This is a genomic window from Bradyrhizobium manausense (assembly GCF_018131105.1).
Classification (GTDB): domain Bacteria; phylum Pseudomonadota; class Alphaproteobacteria; order Rhizobiales; family Xanthobacteraceae; genus Bradyrhizobium; species Bradyrhizobium manausense_B.
Genome location: NZ_JAFCJI010000002.1, coordinates 803,072 through 821,697 on the forward strand (window position 1 = coordinate 803,072; position 18,626 = coordinate 821,697).

Annotated in this window: 19 protein-coding genes; 11 read left to right on the forward strand and 8 right to left on the reverse strand. The window is 62.9% G+C overall.

Annotation, left to right across the window (positions count from 1 at the left end; genetic code table 11):
- Nucleotides 1-13: 13 nt before the first annotated feature.
- The 8 genes from JQ631_RS24070 to JQ631_RS24105 all read left to right on the forward strand — a co-directional run bounded on the left by JQ631_RS24070 (nucleotide 14) and on the right by JQ631_RS24105 (nucleotide 8,027).
- Nucleotides 14-727 (forward strand): flagellar hook assembly protein FlgD, encoded by a 714-nt coding sequence (locus tag JQ631_RS24070; RefSeq protein ID WP_212330044.1) that lies wholly within the window; start codon nucleotides 14-16, stop codon nucleotides 725-727.
- Between the two features lie 369 nt (nucleotides 728-1,096).
- Nucleotides 1,097-1,372 (forward strand): CtrA inhibitor SciP, encoded by a 276-nt coding sequence (sciP, locus tag JQ631_RS24075; protein ID WP_002714638.1) that lies wholly within the window; start codon nucleotides 1,097-1,099, stop codon nucleotides 1,370-1,372.
- A gap of 191 nt (nucleotides 1,373-1,563) precedes the next feature.
- Nucleotides 1,564-3,177: a flagellar basal-body MS-ring/collar protein FliF gene (fliF, locus tag JQ631_RS24080; protein ID WP_212330047.1), complete on the forward strand. Its 1,614-nt coding sequence runs from the start codon at nucleotides 1,564-1,566 to the stop codon at nucleotides 3,175-3,177.
- Between the two features lie 14 nt (nucleotides 3,178-3,191).
- Complete coding sequence (gene fliG / locus JQ631_RS24085; protein WP_212330049.1) at nucleotides 3,192-4,286, forward strand: flagellar motor switch protein FliG; 1,095 nt, start codon at nucleotides 3,192-3,194, stop codon at nucleotides 4,284-4,286.
- Nucleotides 4,286-4,906 carry a FliH/SctL family protein gene (locus JQ631_RS24090; protein ID WP_212330051.1) on the forward strand — a complete coding sequence of 207 codons (621 nt, stop codon included), beginning with the start codon at nucleotides 4,286-4,288 and terminating at the stop codon, nucleotides 4,904-4,906. The genes fliG and JQ631_RS24090 overlap by 1 nt, the downstream gene beginning before the upstream one ends.
- Nucleotides 4,907-4,909: 3 nt before the next feature.
- Nucleotides 4,910-5,260, forward strand: a complete 351-nt coding sequence (gene fliN / locus JQ631_RS24095) for a flagellar motor switch protein FliN (RefSeq protein ID WP_212330053.1) — start codon at nucleotides 4,910-4,912, stop codon at nucleotides 5,258-5,260.
- Between the two features lie 50 nt (nucleotides 5,261-5,310).
- Entirely contained in the window at nucleotides 5,311-6,696 is a 1,386-nt protein-coding gene (gene flbD, locus JQ631_RS24100) for a sigma-54-dependent transcriptional regulator FlbD (protein ID WP_212330055.1), read from the forward strand.
- Nucleotides 6,697-6,878: 182 nt separating this feature from the next.
- Nucleotides 6,879-8,027 carry a M20 family metallopeptidase gene (locus JQ631_RS24105; RefSeq protein ID WP_212330057.1) on the forward strand — a complete coding sequence of 383 codons (1,149 nt, stop codon included), beginning with the start codon at nucleotides 6,879-6,881 and terminating at the stop codon, nucleotides 8,025-8,027.
- Nucleotides 8,028-8,072: 45 nt separating this feature from the next.
- Here the strand turns inward: JQ631_RS24105 and JQ631_RS24110 are convergent, their stop codons facing one another.
- The 4 genes from JQ631_RS24110 to JQ631_RS24125 all read right to left on the reverse strand — a co-directional run bounded on the left by JQ631_RS24110 (nucleotide 8,073) and on the right by JQ631_RS24125 (nucleotide 12,026).
- Nucleotides 8,073-8,228, reverse strand: coding sequence for a hypothetical protein (locus tag JQ631_RS24110; RefSeq protein ID WP_177243026.1), 156 nt, complete (start codon nucleotides 8,226-8,228; stop codon nucleotides 8,073-8,075).
- A gap of 97 nt (nucleotides 8,229-8,325) precedes the next feature.
- Nucleotides 8,326-8,907 (reverse strand): flavin reductase family protein, encoded by a 582-nt coding sequence (locus JQ631_RS24115; protein ID WP_212330060.1) that lies wholly within the window; start codon nucleotides 8,905-8,907, stop codon nucleotides 8,326-8,328.
- Between the two features lie 271 nt (nucleotides 8,908-9,178).
- Nucleotides 9,179-10,345, reverse strand: a complete 1,167-nt coding sequence (locus JQ631_RS24120) for a cytochrome P450 (RefSeq protein WP_212330062.1) — start codon at nucleotides 10,343-10,345, stop codon at nucleotides 9,179-9,181.
- Nucleotides 10,346-10,466: 121 nt separating this feature from the next.
- The gene (locus JQ631_RS24125; protein WP_212330064.1) at nucleotides 10,467-12,026 is read right to left on the reverse strand and encodes a winged helix-turn-helix domain-containing tetratricopeptide repeat protein; all 1,560 of its coding nucleotides are present in this window, start codon (nucleotides 12,024-12,026) and stop codon (nucleotides 10,467-10,469) included.
- Between the two features lie 159 nt (nucleotides 12,027-12,185).
- Between JQ631_RS24125 and JQ631_RS24130 the strand changes: the two genes are divergently transcribed.
- A complete protein-coding gene (locus JQ631_RS24130) occupies nucleotides 12,186-12,407 on the forward strand; it encodes a DUF1127 domain-containing protein (RefSeq protein WP_212330066.1) in 222 nt (73 codons plus the stop codon).
- Between the two features lie 55 nt (nucleotides 12,408-12,462).
- Here JQ631_RS24130 and JQ631_RS24135 read toward each other — a convergent pair whose 3' ends face one another.
- The 4 genes from JQ631_RS24135 to JQ631_RS24150 form a co-directional block, all read right to left on the reverse strand.
- A complete protein-coding gene (locus JQ631_RS24135) occupies nucleotides 12,463-12,789 on the reverse strand; it encodes a hypothetical protein (protein ID WP_212330068.1) in 327 nt (108 codons plus the stop codon).
- A gap of 1,012 nt (nucleotides 12,790-13,801) precedes the next feature.
- On the reverse strand, nucleotides 13,802-14,425 hold the full coding sequence (locus JQ631_RS24140; protein WP_212330071.1) for a PAS domain-containing protein: 624 nt from the start codon (nucleotides 14,423-14,425) through the stop codon (nucleotides 13,802-13,804).
- Between the two features lie 135 nt (nucleotides 14,426-14,560).
- Entirely contained in the window at nucleotides 14,561-14,797 is a 237-nt protein-coding gene (locus JQ631_RS24145; protein WP_249160902.1) for a hypothetical protein, read from the reverse strand.
- 169 nt (nucleotides 14,798-14,966) lie between these two features.
- Complete coding sequence (locus tag JQ631_RS24150; protein ID WP_349645020.1) at nucleotides 14,967-15,776, reverse strand: transglycosylase SLT domain-containing protein; 810 nt, start codon at nucleotides 15,774-15,776, stop codon at nucleotides 14,967-14,969.
- Between the two features lie 586 nt (nucleotides 15,777-16,362).
- Between JQ631_RS24150 and JQ631_RS24155 the strand changes: the two genes are divergently transcribed.
- A complete protein-coding gene (locus JQ631_RS24155) occupies nucleotides 16,363-17,607 on the forward strand; it encodes an acyltransferase family protein (protein WP_349645021.1) in 1,245 nt (414 codons plus the stop codon).
- A 63-nt stretch (nucleotides 17,608-17,670) separates the two neighbouring features.
- Nucleotides 17,671-18,624 (forward strand): alpha/beta hydrolase, encoded by a 954-nt coding sequence (locus JQ631_RS24160; RefSeq protein ID WP_212330075.1) that lies wholly within the window; start codon nucleotides 17,671-17,673, stop codon nucleotides 18,622-18,624.
- Nucleotides 18,625-18,626 lie beyond the last annotated feature (2 nt).

Consider the following 18,626-nt stretch of genomic DNA (forward strand, 5'->3'; position numbering starts at 1 on the left):
GGAGTAATTCGACATGACCACCACGAATTCCGCCACCGCGCCTGCGGTCGTCTCCGGCACGACACAGACCTCGTCATCGTCCTCCTCGTCGAGCTCGAGCCTGGGCTCGTCCACGGGAGCGACGCTCGCCGGCAATTTTCAGACCTTCCTGACGCTGCTGACCACGCAGCTGCAGAACCAGAATCCGCTCGATCCGCTCGACACCAACCAGTTCACCCAGCAGCTGGTGCAGTTCGCCGGCGTCGAGCAGCAGCTCAAGACCAACGACTCGCTCTCGCAGCTCGTGACCTTGCAGCAGACCACGCAGGCGACCCAGGCGCTCGGCTTCGTCGGCAAGACCGCCGTGGTCGACGGCACCACCGCGACGATGACGAACTCGTCGGCGACCTGGCATCTCAACGTGCCGACCGACGCGACCGTCGACATTTCCGTCGCCAATGCCAGCGGCCAGACGGTGTTCACCGGCAAATATACCGCCGGTGCTGCCAGCGACGTTCCCTTCACCTGGAACGGCCAGGGCAATGACGGCACGCAATGGCCCGACGGCAAATACACGATCACCGCGACGGGCAAGGATGTCGCGAACAACAATGTCGGCATCGCCGCGCAGGTACAGGGCACGGTCAGTTCCGTCGACCTGACCCAGTCGCCGCCGCTGCTCACCATCGACGGCAACAGCTACACGCTGAGCCAGGTGAAGAGCATCGTCGCGACCAGCAGTAATTAAGGGCGATTCCGCCGCGACATAAGCGGTGCCGTCCTGGCGAAGCCAGGACCCATGATCACCGACGTCATTTCGAACCGAGGACGCAACCTCGGGTTCTCGCCAAACTTCGCCCTGGGGTCATGGGTCCCGTATCCTTGCCGGGACGACAGTTCGGGCCTTGGCGAGCAGCCCACAGGCCTCGTTTATTAGTAAAGCATTTACGAAGACCCCGCTCGGCCGCCTGAATCCGCGTATTCAACCCGCCGGGCCAGCGTCGTTCCAGCCAGTTTCAACGAGAATTGTATTGAAGCCTTAGGCTTAGCGGATTTTTAAGCCGGCCCGCGTAGGGTTACGGCGTGAGTTCAGTGGTTGAGAGTTTGTGAGTACGCCATGACAGAACCCCATCGCCCGAGGGTAAAATACGTCATCGGGCCGGACGGCAGTCCGCTGACGATTGCAGATCTGCCCGCACCCGGCACCAAACGCTGGGTCATCCGCCGCAAGGCCGAAGTTGTCGCCGCCGTCCGCGGTGGACTTCTCTCGCTCGAGGAGGCCTGCAGCCGTTATACCCTGACGGTCGACGAATTCCTCTCCTGGCAGTTTTCCATCGACCAGCATGGTCTGGCGGGTCTTCGCACCACCCGCATTCAGCAATATCGCCAGTAAGCAATCCGGAAATCTGCTGCCTTTGACGAAAATCGGCCCCGCCCTGCGAGGCCGATTTTTTTCATGTTTCCTTTTGGCGCTACTTTTGTCCCAGCTCTTAATCTTCGTTAACCATATCGAAACCATCACCTAGGCAATAATTGCCCACTCGGCCGCTCTTGGATTGCGGATCGATTTCTCGGGGCGGTTGCTTGCAAGGTCTTGCGGACTTTTTAAAAGGTATCGGTGCCGCCCGTTTCGGGGCGATGATCGCGGTCACCGCCGCGCTCATCGGTTTCTTTGCCTTCGTCATCATGCGGGTCACCACGCCGCAGATGACGACGCTGTTCACCGACCTCTCGGTTGAAGATTCTTCCAGCATTATCAAAGACCTGGAACGCCAGGGCATCCAGTTCGAGCTGCGCAATGAAGGCACCATCATCATGGTGCCCAAGGACAAGGTCACGCGCCTGCGGATGAAGCTCGCCGAAGGCGGCCTGCCCAAGGGCGGCGGCGTCGGCTACGAGGTCTTCGACAAATCGGACGCGCTCGGCACCACCTCTTTCGTCCAGAACATCAATCATCTGCGCGCACTGGAGGGCGAGCTCGCCCGCACCATCCGCGCCATTGACCGGATTCAGGCTGCCCGCGTCCATTTGGTGCTGCCGGAGCGCCCGTTGTTCGCGCGCGAGGCGCCGGAGCCGTCGGCCTCGATCGTCGTGCGGGTCCGCGGCTCGCTCGAGGCCCAGCAGATCCGCGCCATCCGTCATCTCGTCGCTTCCGCCGTCAACGGGTTGAAGCCGCAGCGGGTGTCGATCGTCGATGAAGCCGGCCAGCTCCTCGCCGACGGCGCCGCCACCGATCCGGAGCAGGCCGCAGGCGACGACCGGCGCATCGCCTTCGAAAAGCGGCTGCGCAAGCAGGTCGAGGACATCGTCTCCTCCGTGGTCGGCTCGGGCCGCGCCCGCGTCGAGCTCTCCGCCGATTTCGACTTCAACAAGATCACCCAGACCTCGGACAAGTACGATCCCGAAGGCCGCGTGCTGCGCTCGACCCAGACCCGCGAAGAGCAGAGCATGACCGCCGACAATAACGGCCAGGTCACGGTCAACAACGAGCTTCCCGGCCAGCAGCAAAACAGCGGCCCGGCGGCGAAGGACCAGAGCAAGAAGACCGAAGAGACCAACAATTACGAGATCTCGCGCACCACCAAGACCGAGGTGACCGAGGCCGGCCGGGTCAACCGCATCTCGGTCGCAGTGCTGGTCGACGGCATCTACGCCAAGAACGAGAAGGGCGAGCTCGCCTACACCGACCGCAGCAAGGAGCAGCTCGACCGCATCGCCACCCTGGTGCGCTCGGCGATCGGCTTCGACCAGAAGCGCGGCGACCAGGTCGAGGTCGTCAACCTGCGCTTCGCCGACGCTCCCTCCACCGCCCCGATCGCCGAGCCCTCCGGCTTCCTTGGCATGCTCCAGTTCACCAAGGACGACATCATGTATTTCGTCGAGCTCGGCGTGATGATGCTGCTCGGCCTGGTCGTGATGTTCATGGTGATCCGCCCGCTGGTGAAGCGGATCCTCGCCTCCGACGAGGTCGCCGCCGCCATCTCCGGCGTGCTCGCCGGCCCAGCAGCCTCGGACGAGGCGGCGCCGGCCACCGGTCAGTCGCTCCTGCCGAGCGGCGCCGCCAGCGCGATCGACGTCGCCACCATCCAGGGCCAGGTCCACGCCCAGTCCGTTCATCGCGTCGGCGAACTCGCCGAGCGCAACCCCAACGAAACCGTCGCCATCATCCGCCAGTGGCTGACCGAACCCACGAAATGATCGAGTGAACTGACATGGCCGCTTCCCTGCAAAATGCCAATTCGAGCGACATCACCAGCGTGATCTCGACGCTCGGCCAGCGTGCCGGCAGCCGCACAGGCGGCGGCAAGATCGAAACCGTGGCGGGACCGAAGCGCGCCGCGATCCTGATGCTGGCGCTCGGCGAACAATACGGCGGCAAGATCTGGTCGCTGCTCGACGACGACGAGGTGCGCCAGCTGTCGCTGGAAATGTCCACGCTCGGCACCGTCGAGGTCGACACGGTCGAGGACATGCTGCTCGAATTCGTCTCGCGCATGTCGGCCTCGGGCGCGCTGATGGGCAATTTCGACGCCACCGAGCGGCTGCTCCAGCAATATCTGGCGCCTGAGCGCGTCAACGGCATCATGGACGAGATCCGCGGCCCCGCCGGTCGCAACATGTGGGAGAAGCTCTCCAACGTGCAGGAAGAGGTTCTCGCCAACTACCTCAAGAACGAATATCCGCAGACCATCGCGGTGGTGCTGTCGAAGCTGAAGCCGGAGCATGCCGCGCGCGTGCTCGGCATCTTCCCCGAAGAGCTCGCGCTCGACGTCGTCAACCGCATGCTGAAGATGGAGGCGGTGCAGAAAGAGGTGATCGAGAGCGTGGAGAAGACGCTGCGCACCGAATTCATGTCGAACCTGTCGCAGACCCGCCGTCGCGACGCCCACGAGGTGATGGCGGAAATCTTCAACAATTTCGACCGCCAGACCGAAACCCGCTTCATCACGTCGCTCGAAGAAGAGAATCGGGAATCGGCCGAGCGCATCAAGGCGCTGATGTTCACCTTCGACGACCTCGTGAAGCTCGATTCCGGATCGGCCCAGACCCTGATGCGCAACGTCGACAAGGACAAGCTCGGCGTGGCGCTGAAGAGCGCCAACGAGGATGTCCGCAACTTCTTCTTCGGCAACATGTCCTCGCGCGCCGCCAAGATGCTCCAGGACGACATGGCCGCGATGGGCCCGGTGCGCCTGCGCGACGTCGACGAGGCCCAGGCGCTGCTGGTCAATCTCGCCAAGGACCTCGCCGCCAAGGGCGAGATCATGCTGACCAAGAACCGCGCTGACGACGAACTGGTGTATTGATGGGCGCTCCGGCCAAATTCCTGTTCGATACCGACTTCGCCGCACCCGACCGGACGCGCGAGAAGGCCGCGACCGCGACCGAGATCGCGCAGAAGGTCGCGGAAGCCGAAGCGCGCGCCTATCAGGACGGCTTTGCCGCCGGTCAGCGCGAAGCCAAGGCCGAAAGCGACCGCCGCGTCGCGCTCGCCATGGAAGAGATCAACATCTCGATCCGCGGCATCGCCTCCGGCATCGGCAGCATCGAGACCAAGATGGAGACCGAGGCCGTCGACGTCGCGGTCGCGGTCGCGCGCAAGCTGTGCGCCGACCTGGTCGCCGCCGAGCCGCTCGGCGAGATCATGGCGCTGGTCAAGGACTGCTTCTCGCATCTGGTCGCGACGCCGCATCTGGTCGTGCGCATCAACGACGCGCTCTACGACAGCGCCCGCGAGAAGATCGAGCGGCTCGCCAAGCAGAGCGGCTTCGAAGGACGGCTGGTGATCCTGGCCGAGCCTGAAATTGCCACCGGCGACTGCCGGATCGAATGGGCCGATGGCGGCGTCGTGCTGGAGCGCAGCGCCATCGCGGCCAAGATCGACGACATGGTCGGACGCTATATTGCGTCCCGCAAGGGGAACTAAGCCATGAGCGAGAACGACGGACAGGTCCCGCTGCCCGATCTCAACGGGCCGTTGCCGCCTGCCGGCGCCGACATCGGCTACAACGAGGACGAATATGCCTCGCGCGTCGCCGCAGACCTCGAGGCCGTGTTCGACGTGCCGGTGCAGGTCTCGGCGGTGCTCGGCCGCTCCAAGATGGATGTCGGCGAGCTCCTGAAGCTCGGACCCGGCACCGTGCTCGAGCTCGATCGCCGCGTCGGTGAGGCCATCGACATCTACGTCAACAACAAGCTTGTCGCCCGCGGCGAAGTCGTCCTCGTCGAGGACAAGCTCGGCGTGACCATGACCGAAATCATCAAGACCGAACGCAGCTAGCGCCACAGACATAGAGCGCGGCAGCGCGAACAGACGGACAGGAGACTCACATGCGGCTTCTCATCGTTGGCACATTGAAGGGCCAGCTCACCACCGCCACCAAGATCGCGATGGAGAACGGCGCCACCGTGACCCACGCCGAGGATCACGAGCAAGCGATGCGCGTGCTGCGCGGCGGCAAGGGCGCCGACCTCCTGCTGGTCGACGTCGCGCTCGACATCCGCGACCTCGTGATGCGGCTCGAGGCCGAGCACATCCACGCCCCGATCGTCGCCTGCGGCATTACCAACGACGCCCGCGCCGCGGTCGCCGCGATCCATGCCGGCGCCAAGGAATACATCCCGCTGCCGCCGGAGCCGGAGCTGATCGCAGCCGTGCTCGCCGCCGTCGCCAATGATTCCCGCGAGCTGGTCTATCGCGACGACGCCATGGCGCGCGTCATCAAGCTGGCGCAGCAGATCGCCGGCTCCGACGCCTCGGTGATGATCACCGGCGAATCCGGAACGGGCAAGGAAGTGCTGGCCCGTTACGTCCACACCCGCTCGGCCCGCGCCAAGCGCCCGTTCATCTCGATCAACTGCGCCGCGATCCCCGAGCATCTGCTGGAATCCGAGCTGTTCGGCCATGAGAAGGGCGCCTTCACCGGCGCGATCGCCCGCCGCATCGGCAAGTTCGAGGAGGCCACCGGCGGCACGCTGCTGCTGGACGAAATCTCCGAGATGGACGTTCGCCTGCAATCAAAGCTGCTCCGCGCCATCCAGGAGCGCGTGATCGACCGGGTCGGCGGCACCAAGCCTGTCGCCGTCGACATCCGCATCATCGCGACCTCGAACCGCAATCTGGCGGACGCGGTACGCGAAGGCACGTTCCGCGAGGATCTGCTGTTCCGCCTCAACGTCGTGAATCTGAAGATCCCGCCGCTGCGCGAGCGCCCTGCCGACATCATGGAGCTCGCCCAGCATTTCGTGAAGAAATATGCCGAGGCCAATGGCGTGCCGATGCGCCCCATTTCGGCCGAAGCCAAGCGCGTGCTCTCGACCAACCGCTGGCAGGGCAACGTTCGCGAGCTCGAAAACACCATGCACCGCGCGGTGCTGATGGCGCAGGGCGACGAGATCGGCCCCGATGCGATCCTGACGCCGGACGGCGACCGCCTCGATCTCGCCAAGACGGCACCCGCCGTGGCGCATGCCACCATGGCCGCCGAGCAGGTCACGCGGGCGCTGGTCGGCCGCACCGTCGCCGACGTCGAGCGCGACTTGATCCTGGAGACGCTGAAGCACTGCCTCGGCAACCGGACCCATGCCGCCAACATCCTGGGCATCTCGATCCGTACGTTGCGCAACAAGCTCAACGAATACGCCGACGGCGGCATCCCGATCACGCCCGCCGGTACGCCGGGGGAATATCCGCGGATGCCGATGGTGGGGGCGTAAGCCGCCTCCACGCGGAATCAGAGAGAATGCGAATGCCCGGGCCAAGTCCCGGGCATTCTCGTTTTGCGGGCTGCCCGCCTCGTCATTGCGAGTGCTCTTCGCATATCGGGACCGCGTTACGTGACTAGGCCATGACGGCGGCAGGCCCTATAACCGCTCGCGACACCCACGCGAGGAACCACATGTCTGAAGCTCAAATCACGGATTGGCTGGCGTCGCAGCGGCAGGCGATGATCGATCTGTTGCGCGACGTCGTGAACATCGATTCCGGGTCGTATGACAAGGACGGCGTCGATGCGGTCGGTGCGCGGTTCGAGCGGCATTTTTCCGAGCACGGCATTCCGTCGCGCAGGGAAAGTCACGGCACGTTTGGCGATGCCATTCATGCGGAGGTGGCAAAGCCCGGCAGCAACGAGAAGCCGGTGCTGTTGATGGGGCATCGCGACACCGTGTTCGGCAAGGGCGAGGCCGGGCGCCGTCCGTTCACGATCAAGGACAAGCGCGCCTACGGACCCGGCGTTGCCGACATGAAGGCCGGCGTCGTGATGAACATCTTCGTCGCCACAGCCTTCCACAAATTCGGCGGCAACCCGCATCCGATCAGGCTGCTGATCACCTCTGACGAGGAGATCGGCTCGCCCTCGTCGCGGCCGGTGATCGAACGCGAGGGGCGCTCCGCGCGCGCCGTGTTCAATTCCGAGCCGGGCCGCCCCACCGGCAACGTCGTCACCAGCCGCAAGGGCGGCATCTTCATGCATATGGCCATCACCGGGAAGGCTGCGCATTCCGGCGCCAACTTCGCCGCAGGTATCAGCGCGATCAGCGAGCTCGCGCACAAGATCATCCAGATCCACGCGCTGACCGACCTCACCAAGGGCATCACGCTCAATGTCGGCCTCATCTCGGGCGGCCAGTCGGTCAACACGACGGCGCCCTATGCCGAGGGCCAGATCGACATGCGCTATGTCGATCCGAAGGATCGCGCCACGGTCATGGCCGAGATCGAGCGGATCATCGCGACACCTTCCGTGCCCGGCACCGGCGCGACGCTGACGATCAAGGGCGAGTTCGTGCCTGTCGTGCAGAGCGAGAGCTCGAAGGCGCTGTTCGAGAATTATCAGGCCGCCGCAAAGCAGGCCGGCCTCGCCACGCTGCAGGGCGAGTTCTCCGGCGGCTGCGCCGATTCCGGCTTCACGGCCGCGGTGGGGACGCCGACCATCTGCGGCGTCGGGCCCGTCGGCGGGCTCGCGCATTCGCCGGAAGAATATCTCGAGCTCGACAGCATCGTGCCGCGCGCGCAGGCGCTGGCCCTGGCGATCTTGCGGGGATAGTCGTCATCCATTCCGTCAAGCCCGGCCATGACGAGGAGAGAGTCCTCACGAATAACTCGGTGCGTCCGGCTTGCGGAAAATATGGATGGGATCGCCGGGCACGAAGGGCTGCCCGCGGAACATCGCATAGGCGTAGAGCGCGAGATAGACGATCGCCAGCGCGCCGACGGCATAGAAGGCCCAGGTCCCGACGCGCTTCATAGCTCCGCTCCATGGCCGTCCCGCCATGGGAGGCTGAGGGCGCTTCTAGAGCGATGAGGGAGAAAAGGCCAGCCCGCGCGGCGTCTCGATGCGGCGATCAAACGCCGCGGAGGCCGCGCACTGGAACACTGATCGCGGCGAGTCCCAAAGCGTCCTCGTCGTGATCCACCGCGACGTACTGGCCGTGCCAATAGGCCAGCGCCGCATTGCGGGTTGAATTCCTGACGGACCTGACGCGGCCGATGACGATGCCGTGCGAATGGCGCTCGACGATGTCCTCGACTTCGCAATCGACCGCCGACAACGCGCCGACCAGCAGCGGCACGCCGGAGACGGCCGTGACCCATTGGGCGCCCGCAAAACGCTCGGCCCCCTTCAGCCCGTCCTTGCCGGCAAAGCGCTCGGCGACATCGAGCTGATCGGCGGCGAGGATGTTGACGCCGAAGGCGCCGTAGCGGCGGATCAGCGGAAAGGACGAGGCATCGCGGTTGATGCTGACCAGCAGCGTCGGCGGGTCGACCGACAGCGAGGTCACCGACGTCACGGTCATGCCGGTGACGTCCTTGCCCCGTCCGGCGGTAATGACGCTGACGCCGCCGGTGAGATGGCGCATGGCGCCGCGAAAATCGGCGGACGAGACGGGAATTTCGGTCATGAGCTCGCGAGGGACTGGATTCATGGCATGCTCCCCGAAGCGGGGTTCCCCTCTATTTAGGCACGATCGTCCGCCGACGAAAGATGGCTCAGGATCGAGCCTTCGAGGCCGGCGAGCTCGATTGATCGTTCAAGCGCTCGACGGAATAGAAAAACGCGAAAACAACCCCATGCACAGTAGCCGGGGCGCGCCGAGCAATCGATTGCGCATAATCCGAATATTGTTTGACGCGTCGGGCAAAACACTGGCATGATGCCATCATCGCAGGTGCCCTGGACGGAGCCTTCTCACCGGGCTAGTGCTGCCACGTCATCGGCAGATTCTGCAAACCGCGGAACGCCCAGCCGCCGATCCGCACCGGCTCGTCGCCGGCGAGCTCGAATTGCCTGGCGCGCGCAAACAATGTCGGCAGCGCGACGTCGGCTATCATCGCGCGCGAGGCCCAGGCGCCGGCGCAGAAATGCGGGCCGGCGCCGAAGGCGACGCTCTTGGCTGTATCGCGCCGCACGTCGAATTCGTCGGCGCGCTCAAAATGCTTCTCGTCCCGGTTGGCGGACCCGAACATCAGGAATACGCGCTCGTCCATCTCGAAGGAAATATCGCGAATGCGCCACGGCCTGGCGATGCGCCGCGGCGACATGCCGATCGGCGAGATCCAGCGGGCATATTCCTCGAACGCCTCGAGCCACGTCACCTCGCCTTTGCGCACGAGATCGAGTTGCTCGGGATGCGTCAGCAGCGCCCACACCGTGCCGGCGATCGCCTTGCGCGGCTCGTTCTGGCCGCCTGATATCGCGAGTTTCACATTGGCGCGCACGCTCTCCATCGCCATGCCGGAGGCGAGCAGCACGCCGAGGATGCTTTGATCCGGGTTCCTGCGCATCACCGGCAGGATGTCGTCGATCGCGGCATCGATGCCCGCGGTCGCAGCGTGACAGCGCGCCTCGACCGCGGGATCGCCGCCGTAATTGGCGATGCCCTCGATCATGCCTTGCGACCACGCATCCATGTCGGCAAAGCCGATATTGGTGAGGCCGGTGATCGACTTCAGGCACTCGCCGGAGAACGGCAGCGCGAAGTCGCGCATGAAGTCGATACGTCCCGGCGCGATGGCGTCGATGATGCGGTCGGCATGGGCCTGGAACAGCGCCGTCCAGTGCGCCTTCACCGTTTTCGGCGACACCGTCGGAAACATCGCGCGCCGCTCGATTTGATGCGCCTCGCCGTCCTTGCGCATCATGTTGTGGCCCATCAAACGGTTCATCAGGCCGGCGGGCTGGTGCGAGGAGAATACGTCGATCTGCTTCTCGGAGATCGAGATGTCGTCGCGGCTCGCCAACAACGTCGAGCCGAGTTGCGGCACGTAGGCGATCGGCGCTTCCTTGCGCAGCCTTGCAAGCATCGGATAGGGGTCGGCCCAGAATGCGCTGGGGTCGATGTCGATGCGTGGCGCGGTGCTCAAGGCCGTCTCCCCGGAGTTTGCTCCGGCCAGACTAGCGAACTCCGCTGCCGGCGTCTGTCCCTAGCGATAGGGACGGACGGCATTGGCCGCGCGCCTTCACGAGTGTGAAACGCCTTCATCGTCATCCGGACGAAGAGGCGGTTCGCATCGCTCTGGAAAATTTCTCGAAATCCTCCGGACGCTTCATCATCCTCTTTGTGAGCTCCAGCTGTTTTGGCAAATCCCCTGCAAACCGTTCAAACGCCGCGCGCGCACGCGGCAAATCTCCAGTGGCAACCGAACTCAGCACAAGCGCACGGATAGCGATTGTGAAATTCGGGTTCTCTTGATAGGCGCGCTCGGCCCAAAGATGAGCCTCATTGTGCTGACCCAGCAGAAAATGCGTCATTGCGATGATCGACATGATCTGGACCCGGAGCGGTCCTGCCGGATTAAGCCGGAGCGCCCGCGCCTCACACTCCAGCGCGCGGGCATGCTCACCAAGATACATGGCACCCGCGCCGAGCACGAACCATCCCTGTGCGGAATTGACATTGAGATTGACTGCCCGTTCGGCCAGGGCCGTCCCTCGCTCTGAATCGTCAAAAATGCCGATCGTGATCGCTGCATGCACCAGAATTTCCGCATCGTCGCCGTCGAGTTCGATGGCTTTCTGGATATGGCGCATTGCCTTCGCACGTAGAGATTCTACACCGGAGTCGTGGCCCACCATGTAGCGGTCAGTGTAACAGGCTGCCAAAAGCGCATGGGCCAGGGCGTAGCCAGGCTGTAATGCGATCGCGCGTTCCAGCTGGGCGAGCGCTTTTTCATTGTCTTCGAGGCGCCGAGAGACCCGGAGGGCCTGCGCTTGAAGGACGCAGTCATACGCATGCAGACTATCAGGTCGCTGCTGTTGTGCCCGGGCAACCTCGGCGGTGCGAACCTTGGGTAAAATTGCGGTCACCACTTGCTCGGTGACTCGATCCTGCAACAGGAAGATATCTTCGAGCGTGCCATCCAGCTTGTCGGCCCAAAGATGCATGCCCGAGGCCGCATCGATCAACTGACCCGTGATGCGCACGCGCCCCTTCGCGTTGCGAACGCTGCCTTCGAGCACGTAACGTACCCCGAGTTCGCGACCAACCTGCTGGTGGTGTGCGACCTTGCCCTTGTAGGTGAAGCTGGAATTGCGTGCGATGACGAAAAGCGACTTGAAGCGAGATAATGCCGTAATGATGTCTTCCACAATCCCGTCCGCGAAATACTCCTGTTCCGGATCCGAGCTCAGGTTGGTGAAGGGAAGGACGGCTATCGAGGGCTTATCGGGAAAGGAGAGAGCGGGCTGCGGCAGATTTTCCGGGTTGTCCGCCGAGGCCGCCGCTGCGGGACCTTCCGATTCCCGCACTGTTGCGACAAAGCGGAAGCCCTTTCGTGGCAATGTCTTGATGAGGCGCTGTTCCTCGCCGGTATCGCCGATGGCGCGTCGAGCGGCATTCAGTCGCGTCGTGAGTGCAGTCTCGGAGACGACACGCCCCTTCCAGATGGCGTCCATCAGGTCATCCTTGCTGACGACACGCTCCCTGTTGCGGACCAGGTAGTTCAGCAGGTCGAAGACCTGCGGGGGAATGGCGACCAGTTCAGCGCGGCGGCGTAGCTCGCGACGATCGGTGTCCAAAGCGCAGTTCTCGAAGAGGTAACGCAAGCTGCCGTTCCCCCAAACAGCCTCCAAATATCGGGGCTGCAACACGCCGGTGAGGTGAAGATTAAGCTGCCGGTGACGAAAATGTAAGGATCAAGTAAAGCGTGCACGCTCATACCCCGGCATCCTCTGGGCCGAAACAACGCCCCAGAAGAGACCGCCATGAGCAACATAACAGCATCCACACAGCCGTTCGTGCTCGCCCGGCAAGCCCCTGGCTTCATTGGGCGATGCTGGAATGCGATTCAGGAGCGACGCGCACGCGAGAAAGTGCGAGCTGCGTTGTATGGCCTGAATGGCCGCGAGCTGCACGATATCGGCATTGCCCACTGCGATATCGAGCACATCGTCTCGCACCCGGAAGTCGACCCGCGAGGCATCTGACGGGAGCGCGGTGCCGGGCCGGTGACGTCTGCAACGGGTCCGGTCGCGCCGCCGGTCACGAACCCCTTCCCTGGCGGGGCAGTCCTCCGGTCCGCTCGGCAATGAACCGGGCTACGAACTCGGAAGCCGAGCCTGGCGTAAAGCCGAATCCGACGGATCTCACGAGACTGGAATGCGCGTGCTTGTCGGCCTCGCCCTCCCAGAGTTCGGCGTAGGCCCACAAGGTTTCGTCGTCCACGGCCTCGGCTGTCTCCCTCAGACGGCGGAAAATCGCTGCCGCGTTGCCCCGGCGGGGATCGGAGGGGCCCATCGAGCGCCACATCTCGGCCTGCTCGAAGAGTTCCCGAAGCGTCAGGCGAAGCGTCTCCACGTCGATTTGCATGGGAGGGAAGGCCCTCGAAGACAGATGGTTTCTCTGGATTGCCTGGTCGTCACGTGTCGCGTAGCCAGGCTCATTGCGCCGGCTGGCCGTTCGACGCGGACACGCCGCCGTCCACGGCGCTCGGCGCTTGGATAAAATGTCCCGAGGGGGGACGAGACGATCGGGTCGTCGGGAAGTCCTCGCTACCGCACCCCGGGGCCTTGTCCGGCAGTCGTCCAACATGCCGGACGCGACGCCAACTCCAGCGCAATTCGGTCGTTCCTAGAATGCGCCAGCCTGTCGTTCGGATATTCATTTGCGAGGCCTCACCGGAAGACGGCCATGAGAAGGCCGGCAAGGAAGATCACGAAGCCGATGGTGGCGATTCCCAGACAGATACGGGCCGGAAATGCATGGGTTTCAACGTGGGGGTCTCGGATCATGTCTCAGCTTCGCATCCGCGGGCCAGGCGATTTCAGCCACTCGCTCATGTGCAGGCCGGTGTCGCACTCGCGAGCTTTGCGCAACAGGTGCTCTCGCGCGCTACCTGGCGAAGATTTTCCGGCCCTTGCGCGCAGGCGATCGGCTTCCGCCATAAGGCGTGCCTCCAAGGACTCGGTTTGCTTGAACCGACGCCGGCGCTTGATCATGGAGCGCTCCTTTCTGGTCCGAGAGAGGTGCGAGCGCTGTGATGAGCGTTGCCATCACCCACGAACTGCTGCGGCAGCGGGGTGATGAGCGAAGCTTGCCAAAGGCGAAAAGCCGACACGACAACCTAGGTTAACGCGGTCGAAGCTTTATTTCTGGGTGCAACTGGAACTTGTCGCAGCGGGCCGCGCGGTGAGGTTCGGTCTAGGAACGTTGCCAGGTGCTGTCTGGTTGATAGCTCGGAGAACCAATCTCGATGCGCCGCAGCAGAACGCGACTCAAATACCAGATATCCGGCCAGGCTCGCCGACGCGATCGGCGAGTTGGCGTCGAGGAAGACGAAGAAGGTATCGAGGACTGGATGGTCGGCGGAGGCGACAGTCCGTCAACTTGAACTGCGAAAGCCGACGATCTCCTCGACCCTCGCTCGGGATGCCGCAAGTCCCTCCTGCGTTTCCCGCACGATCGCACGCGCCGCCAAAATGGCCTTGTCAGCGCGTTGCAAAGGATCATCCGCAGGGTTTGGTTTCAAAAGAACAGGCGCATACGGTCCGTTTTGTCTCGACAACACGGCCGCAGTGGCGTCGGTCACATGATGGACGACCGCAATGATCGACCCCTTGTCATCGAGCACCGGCCAGTTTTTCGGATGCCAATAGCGCACCTGCCATGGCCGGTCCTGCGGCTGGATGTCATATCGTTGCAGCGCCATGGTGTGCCCGCGCGCTTCATGAAGCACCTTTTCGAATGAAGCGCTCAGCTTGTTGACGCCATCTGCAAGTGTCGCATGCGGATTGTCGGGAAATGCCTCGAACATCTGCAATCCGGCGAGCGTGTCCCGCGACCGGATCACCTCGCGAAGATAGCTCTCGTTCGCATTGACGATCTTGAGGTCCGGCGTGAGCAACAAGACCGGGATCGGCGAATGTTCGAATAACCGACGCCAGGCGTTTTGTGCCTCGGCCATCAAGGCTTCCGGCGACCGAAAATTGGGTTGCGTGATGGTCATGGCAAGACCGTGACTTCAGGACAACACACCGACGGTGGGGGGGGGGGGTACCATACAATCAGGCGCCGAAGTTCGTATAGCCCCCTTTGCGAACGAAAAAAACCGCACGGAACACAGGGGCTTATGCGTGGAGAATTACGGCTCGAGCGCCTTCTGGATATCGTCTCGGTGCTGGATGAAGAGATCTTGGCTTGCGCAGAATTCGTCCAGCAGGCCTTTGGCCATTGTTACGTCGTGGCCGCGTCGCGCAAGATCATGAATCCGATGCTCCTGCTCGGCGATCCGTCGCTCACCTTCGGCAACATGCCGCTCCGCCTGCTCCAAATGGCGGACGTGCATCGCGCGATCGGCGACGGACAGGCGGCGAGGCATCGACCGCTCCCCTCTCAGGCGGGAGCACAATCGGTCTCTCAGCCACCGACGCCTGGGCATAGCCTTGGCCGATGATGCCGACAGCTTAGCACAAGTCGGCCCGGAATGCCCACTGGCAATGACAGATCCGCAATTGTGACAACTGGCAAGGGCCCTGACGATGTTGGACTTACGGGTTTGCCGCCGCCGCGGCGGTCGCCACATATTTCGTGTAGAATTCGGCGACGCGGCCGCGCCACATGCCGACGAACGCCTCTGACGTCACGTTATCCACCGACTTCCAGGTACGCTTGAACGCCGGAAGTGCATTGCCCCAGATCGCGCGTTTGCACCACCTCTCGCCCTTCTCCCTGCCTTCGCTGGTGGCGCACATGGATTTCCAGGCGGTGCGAGTGGGCCGGCTGATGTGCTCAGCGGCGCCTTCCCAGCCCTGCTGATGGATCAGGTAAAGATCGCTCATGTCCGGCTTGCGGTGCGTGATCCACTCGAACTGGATGCCTTCGGTAATGATCTTGTAGGCGGCCGCAACGGCGTTGTCGCGCGGGCTGCGAATCTGCCCGAAGCCGAACTTCCCGAACTCATACTGGCTCAGCTGAAACAGGCCGATATACGAGCCTGTGCGTTGATTGGGGTTGAAACCGGATTCGATCTTGGCAACCGCCATCATGAAATTGGAATCGAGACCGAACGCGTCGGAAGCGCGCTTGATCTCTTCTGCCGGCGTTCCGACCGGGATGTCCTTGAACGCACGCAAGACGATCTCCGCCGGCTTCTCGGCGGGCGGCAGCTCGGACCAGACGTAGTAGATCAGATAGCGGAAATCCTGCGTCGACGCCGCTTTCGGAGCATTGTCGGACGCATCGCGTGCGGCCGGCAGCGGCTGGACGATGTCCTGTCCCAACGACGCCAGTTTCGGCGCGACGGGCTCATCGGCGATTTCGGCCGCAGCGCTCAACGGCGCGGGACCTGCTGACGTCACCGCGCCAGGCTCTGCGCCTTCAGCCCGAAGCGCTGCTCCAAGTCTGGCGGATGCCTCCGCGTATTCTTCAGGCGTCGCCAAATTTGCAGGAGCCGCCATGTTCGCGGGGGCGGCCAAGTTCTTCGCAGGAACCGCAATGCTTGCAGGTGCCGCGATGTTTGCTGCCGCTTCCGGCATGACATCCGGCACGATCGCGGCCGGTCTGTTTGAGGCGGCCAGATAAAGTCCCACGCACGCGATGACACCGGCGATGCAGCTGGTGTGCAAAGCCTTCATTGCCCGAAGTCCACGGATGGCTTCTGTAACAAGGGTGTTCGCATGTTCCTGCGGCCTGTGGTCAGCCTCCTTCGTAAAATCTTAAGGTTTAAATGTGGTGAACGAGAGCGGGCGTTGATCCGACGATGGCGTTGGCGCTTCCGTGAGGAACGTCACACAATGGGGAGGCGCGGCACAGAGCACTCGCCTGTTTCCGCAAGAATCCGGGCATTTTGAACCGTGCGCGGAACAAGTGTGACCGACGTCGCAGAGCCGGGTGAAGGGTTCCAATATCTGCAACGGGATCGTTTCATGGATCGGAAGCACTCCCGTGAAGAACCATTTTGCACTGCTGGATCCGCTGCGCTTCGCCACCGCCCTCGGGGTCGCCATTTTTCACCAGATGTTCTGGTCCTGGGCCTGGGTCTCGATTGGCGTCTCCGGCTTCGAGCGTTACGTCTCCGCCGAAGTCATCTATCCGTCCGCTGCGCCCTTCACATGGTTCGGCTGGGTGGGCGTCGAGATCTTCTTTGTCATTTCCGGCTTCGTCATCGCGAATTCCGCGTGCAAATCGTCGCCGGGCGAATTTTTGCTCGGCCGCGCACTCAGGCTTTATCCGGCGGTTTGGGTTTGTGCGACCACGACCCTCCTCGTTTTGCTGATCTTCGGCAGTGGACCGGCATCCGAATTCATCCTGCCCTACATCCACGCCATGCTGATGGTCCCCAAGGGGGTTACGGGTCAGTGGCTTGATGGCGTCTACTGGACGCTGGCTGCCGAGACCGCGTTTTACGGGCTCGTGTACTGCGCCATGCTCACGAAGAAGGTCACGCTGAGGCACCTGGCTTTGGGTCTCACCATCTACAGCGCGATCTTCAACGCTTTCTCGCTGGTGGTGCTGTCGTGCACGACGCCGTCCGATTTGCCCTATCTCATCATTCTGATGTTTCGGGTGCCGGCCGCAGCATATTTGTTGAATCATGGCTGCTTCTTTGCGCTGGGCATCTGGCTGTTCATTTCCGCAAACAGGGAATTGACCAAGCTCGAACGCATCGCCGTCGCCGTCACCTGTCTTTCGGGGGCCGCGGAGATCTACTATTTTGCGTCGTTCTTCCTGACGAGCATTCCCGCCATCGCGGACCAGTCGGCGCTGGTGCCGATCGTGGTGTGGGGTGCCGCGGTGCTGCTCATCGCCTTCGCCGCGAACCGCAACAGGAACAGGCGCGCTGCTGGTATCGCTTCTCCCGAAGCGCCGGCCTATTGGAGAACGCTCGGCCTGATCACCTATCCGTTCTATCTCATGCACAACGTCGTCGGCACCGCGATCATTCGTGCGCTGGTCGATGCCGGCCTCGATGCCACCACGGCCGTGTGCGTCCAACTGGGCATCGTTGTCCTGATCTGCTGGTTCATTTGCGCGAAGGTCGAGCCCGCCATCAGGGGTGCGATGACCCAAACGATGACATATTTCGGACAGCTTCCGGAACGACTGCCAAAATCGAAGCGCCCGAGGTTTTCCCGGGGGCTGGGCCTTCGGCCGCCCGTCCCGGCAAGGATGATCGCTACGCTGCAATAGAAGATGGCCTGCTGGAGCCATCGCGCCTTAGACTGACTTGCTGAACTCGGCAGGACGCATCGGATGAAAGTCACCAGGGAGATGGTGGATGAAGACCTGCGCGGCCGATATGCCTTTGGACGGGTCATCGCAAGCTTCGTTCACACGAAATGGTTCTCTCTGCTCGTATTCCGTTTCTCTGCGGCCGTTTTACGGGGACGCAACATCAGGGGACTTATCTGCCGAGAGCGACACATTCCAAGCACGAATGGCGGGGCGCCCATTCGATTGAGAGTCTATCGACCAACCGCCGCAGCCGGACCGCTGCCGATCATGCTCTACATGCACGGTGGCGGTTACGTTCACGGGGTGCCTGAGCAGTTCGGCTCGATCCTCAAGGACTTCATCGATACGGAGCCGTGCATCATCGTCGCGCCGGACTATCGAAAGGCCGTTGAAGCGCCGTACCCGGCCGCATTCAATGACTGCTACGACACCCTGCTATGGATCAGGGATCATGCGGCCTGCCTCGGCGGAAGGGGTGACAAATTCATCGTGGCGGGCCATAGCGCGGGCGGAGGGCTCGCGGCCGCCGTCTCGCTCAAGGCGACCGATACCGACGACGCAAGAATAGCATTTCAGATGCCGGTCTATCCGATGATCGATGACCGGCAGACCAGCGCATCCGTCATCGGCAACGACGCACCCGTCTGGGATGAAAAAGCCAACAGACTGGCATGGGCCCGCTATCTCGACGGCGTGGAGACCATTCCGCCTTACGCGGCTGCGGCACGCTGCACGGACTACGCGAAATTGCCGCCGACGATCACGTTCGTCGGCAGTCTCGAGCCATTTCGGGATGAAACGAAAATCTACGTCGAGAACCTTCGCCGGGCCAACATTGCGGTCGCGTTCGAAATCTTCGACGGCGCATATCATGGTTTTGATATGATGGTGCCGGGCGCTCCGATCAGCAGGCGCGCACATCGGTTCCTGATGGTAAACTTCCAGAGGTTTGTTCAGCGATATTTCAATTAGGT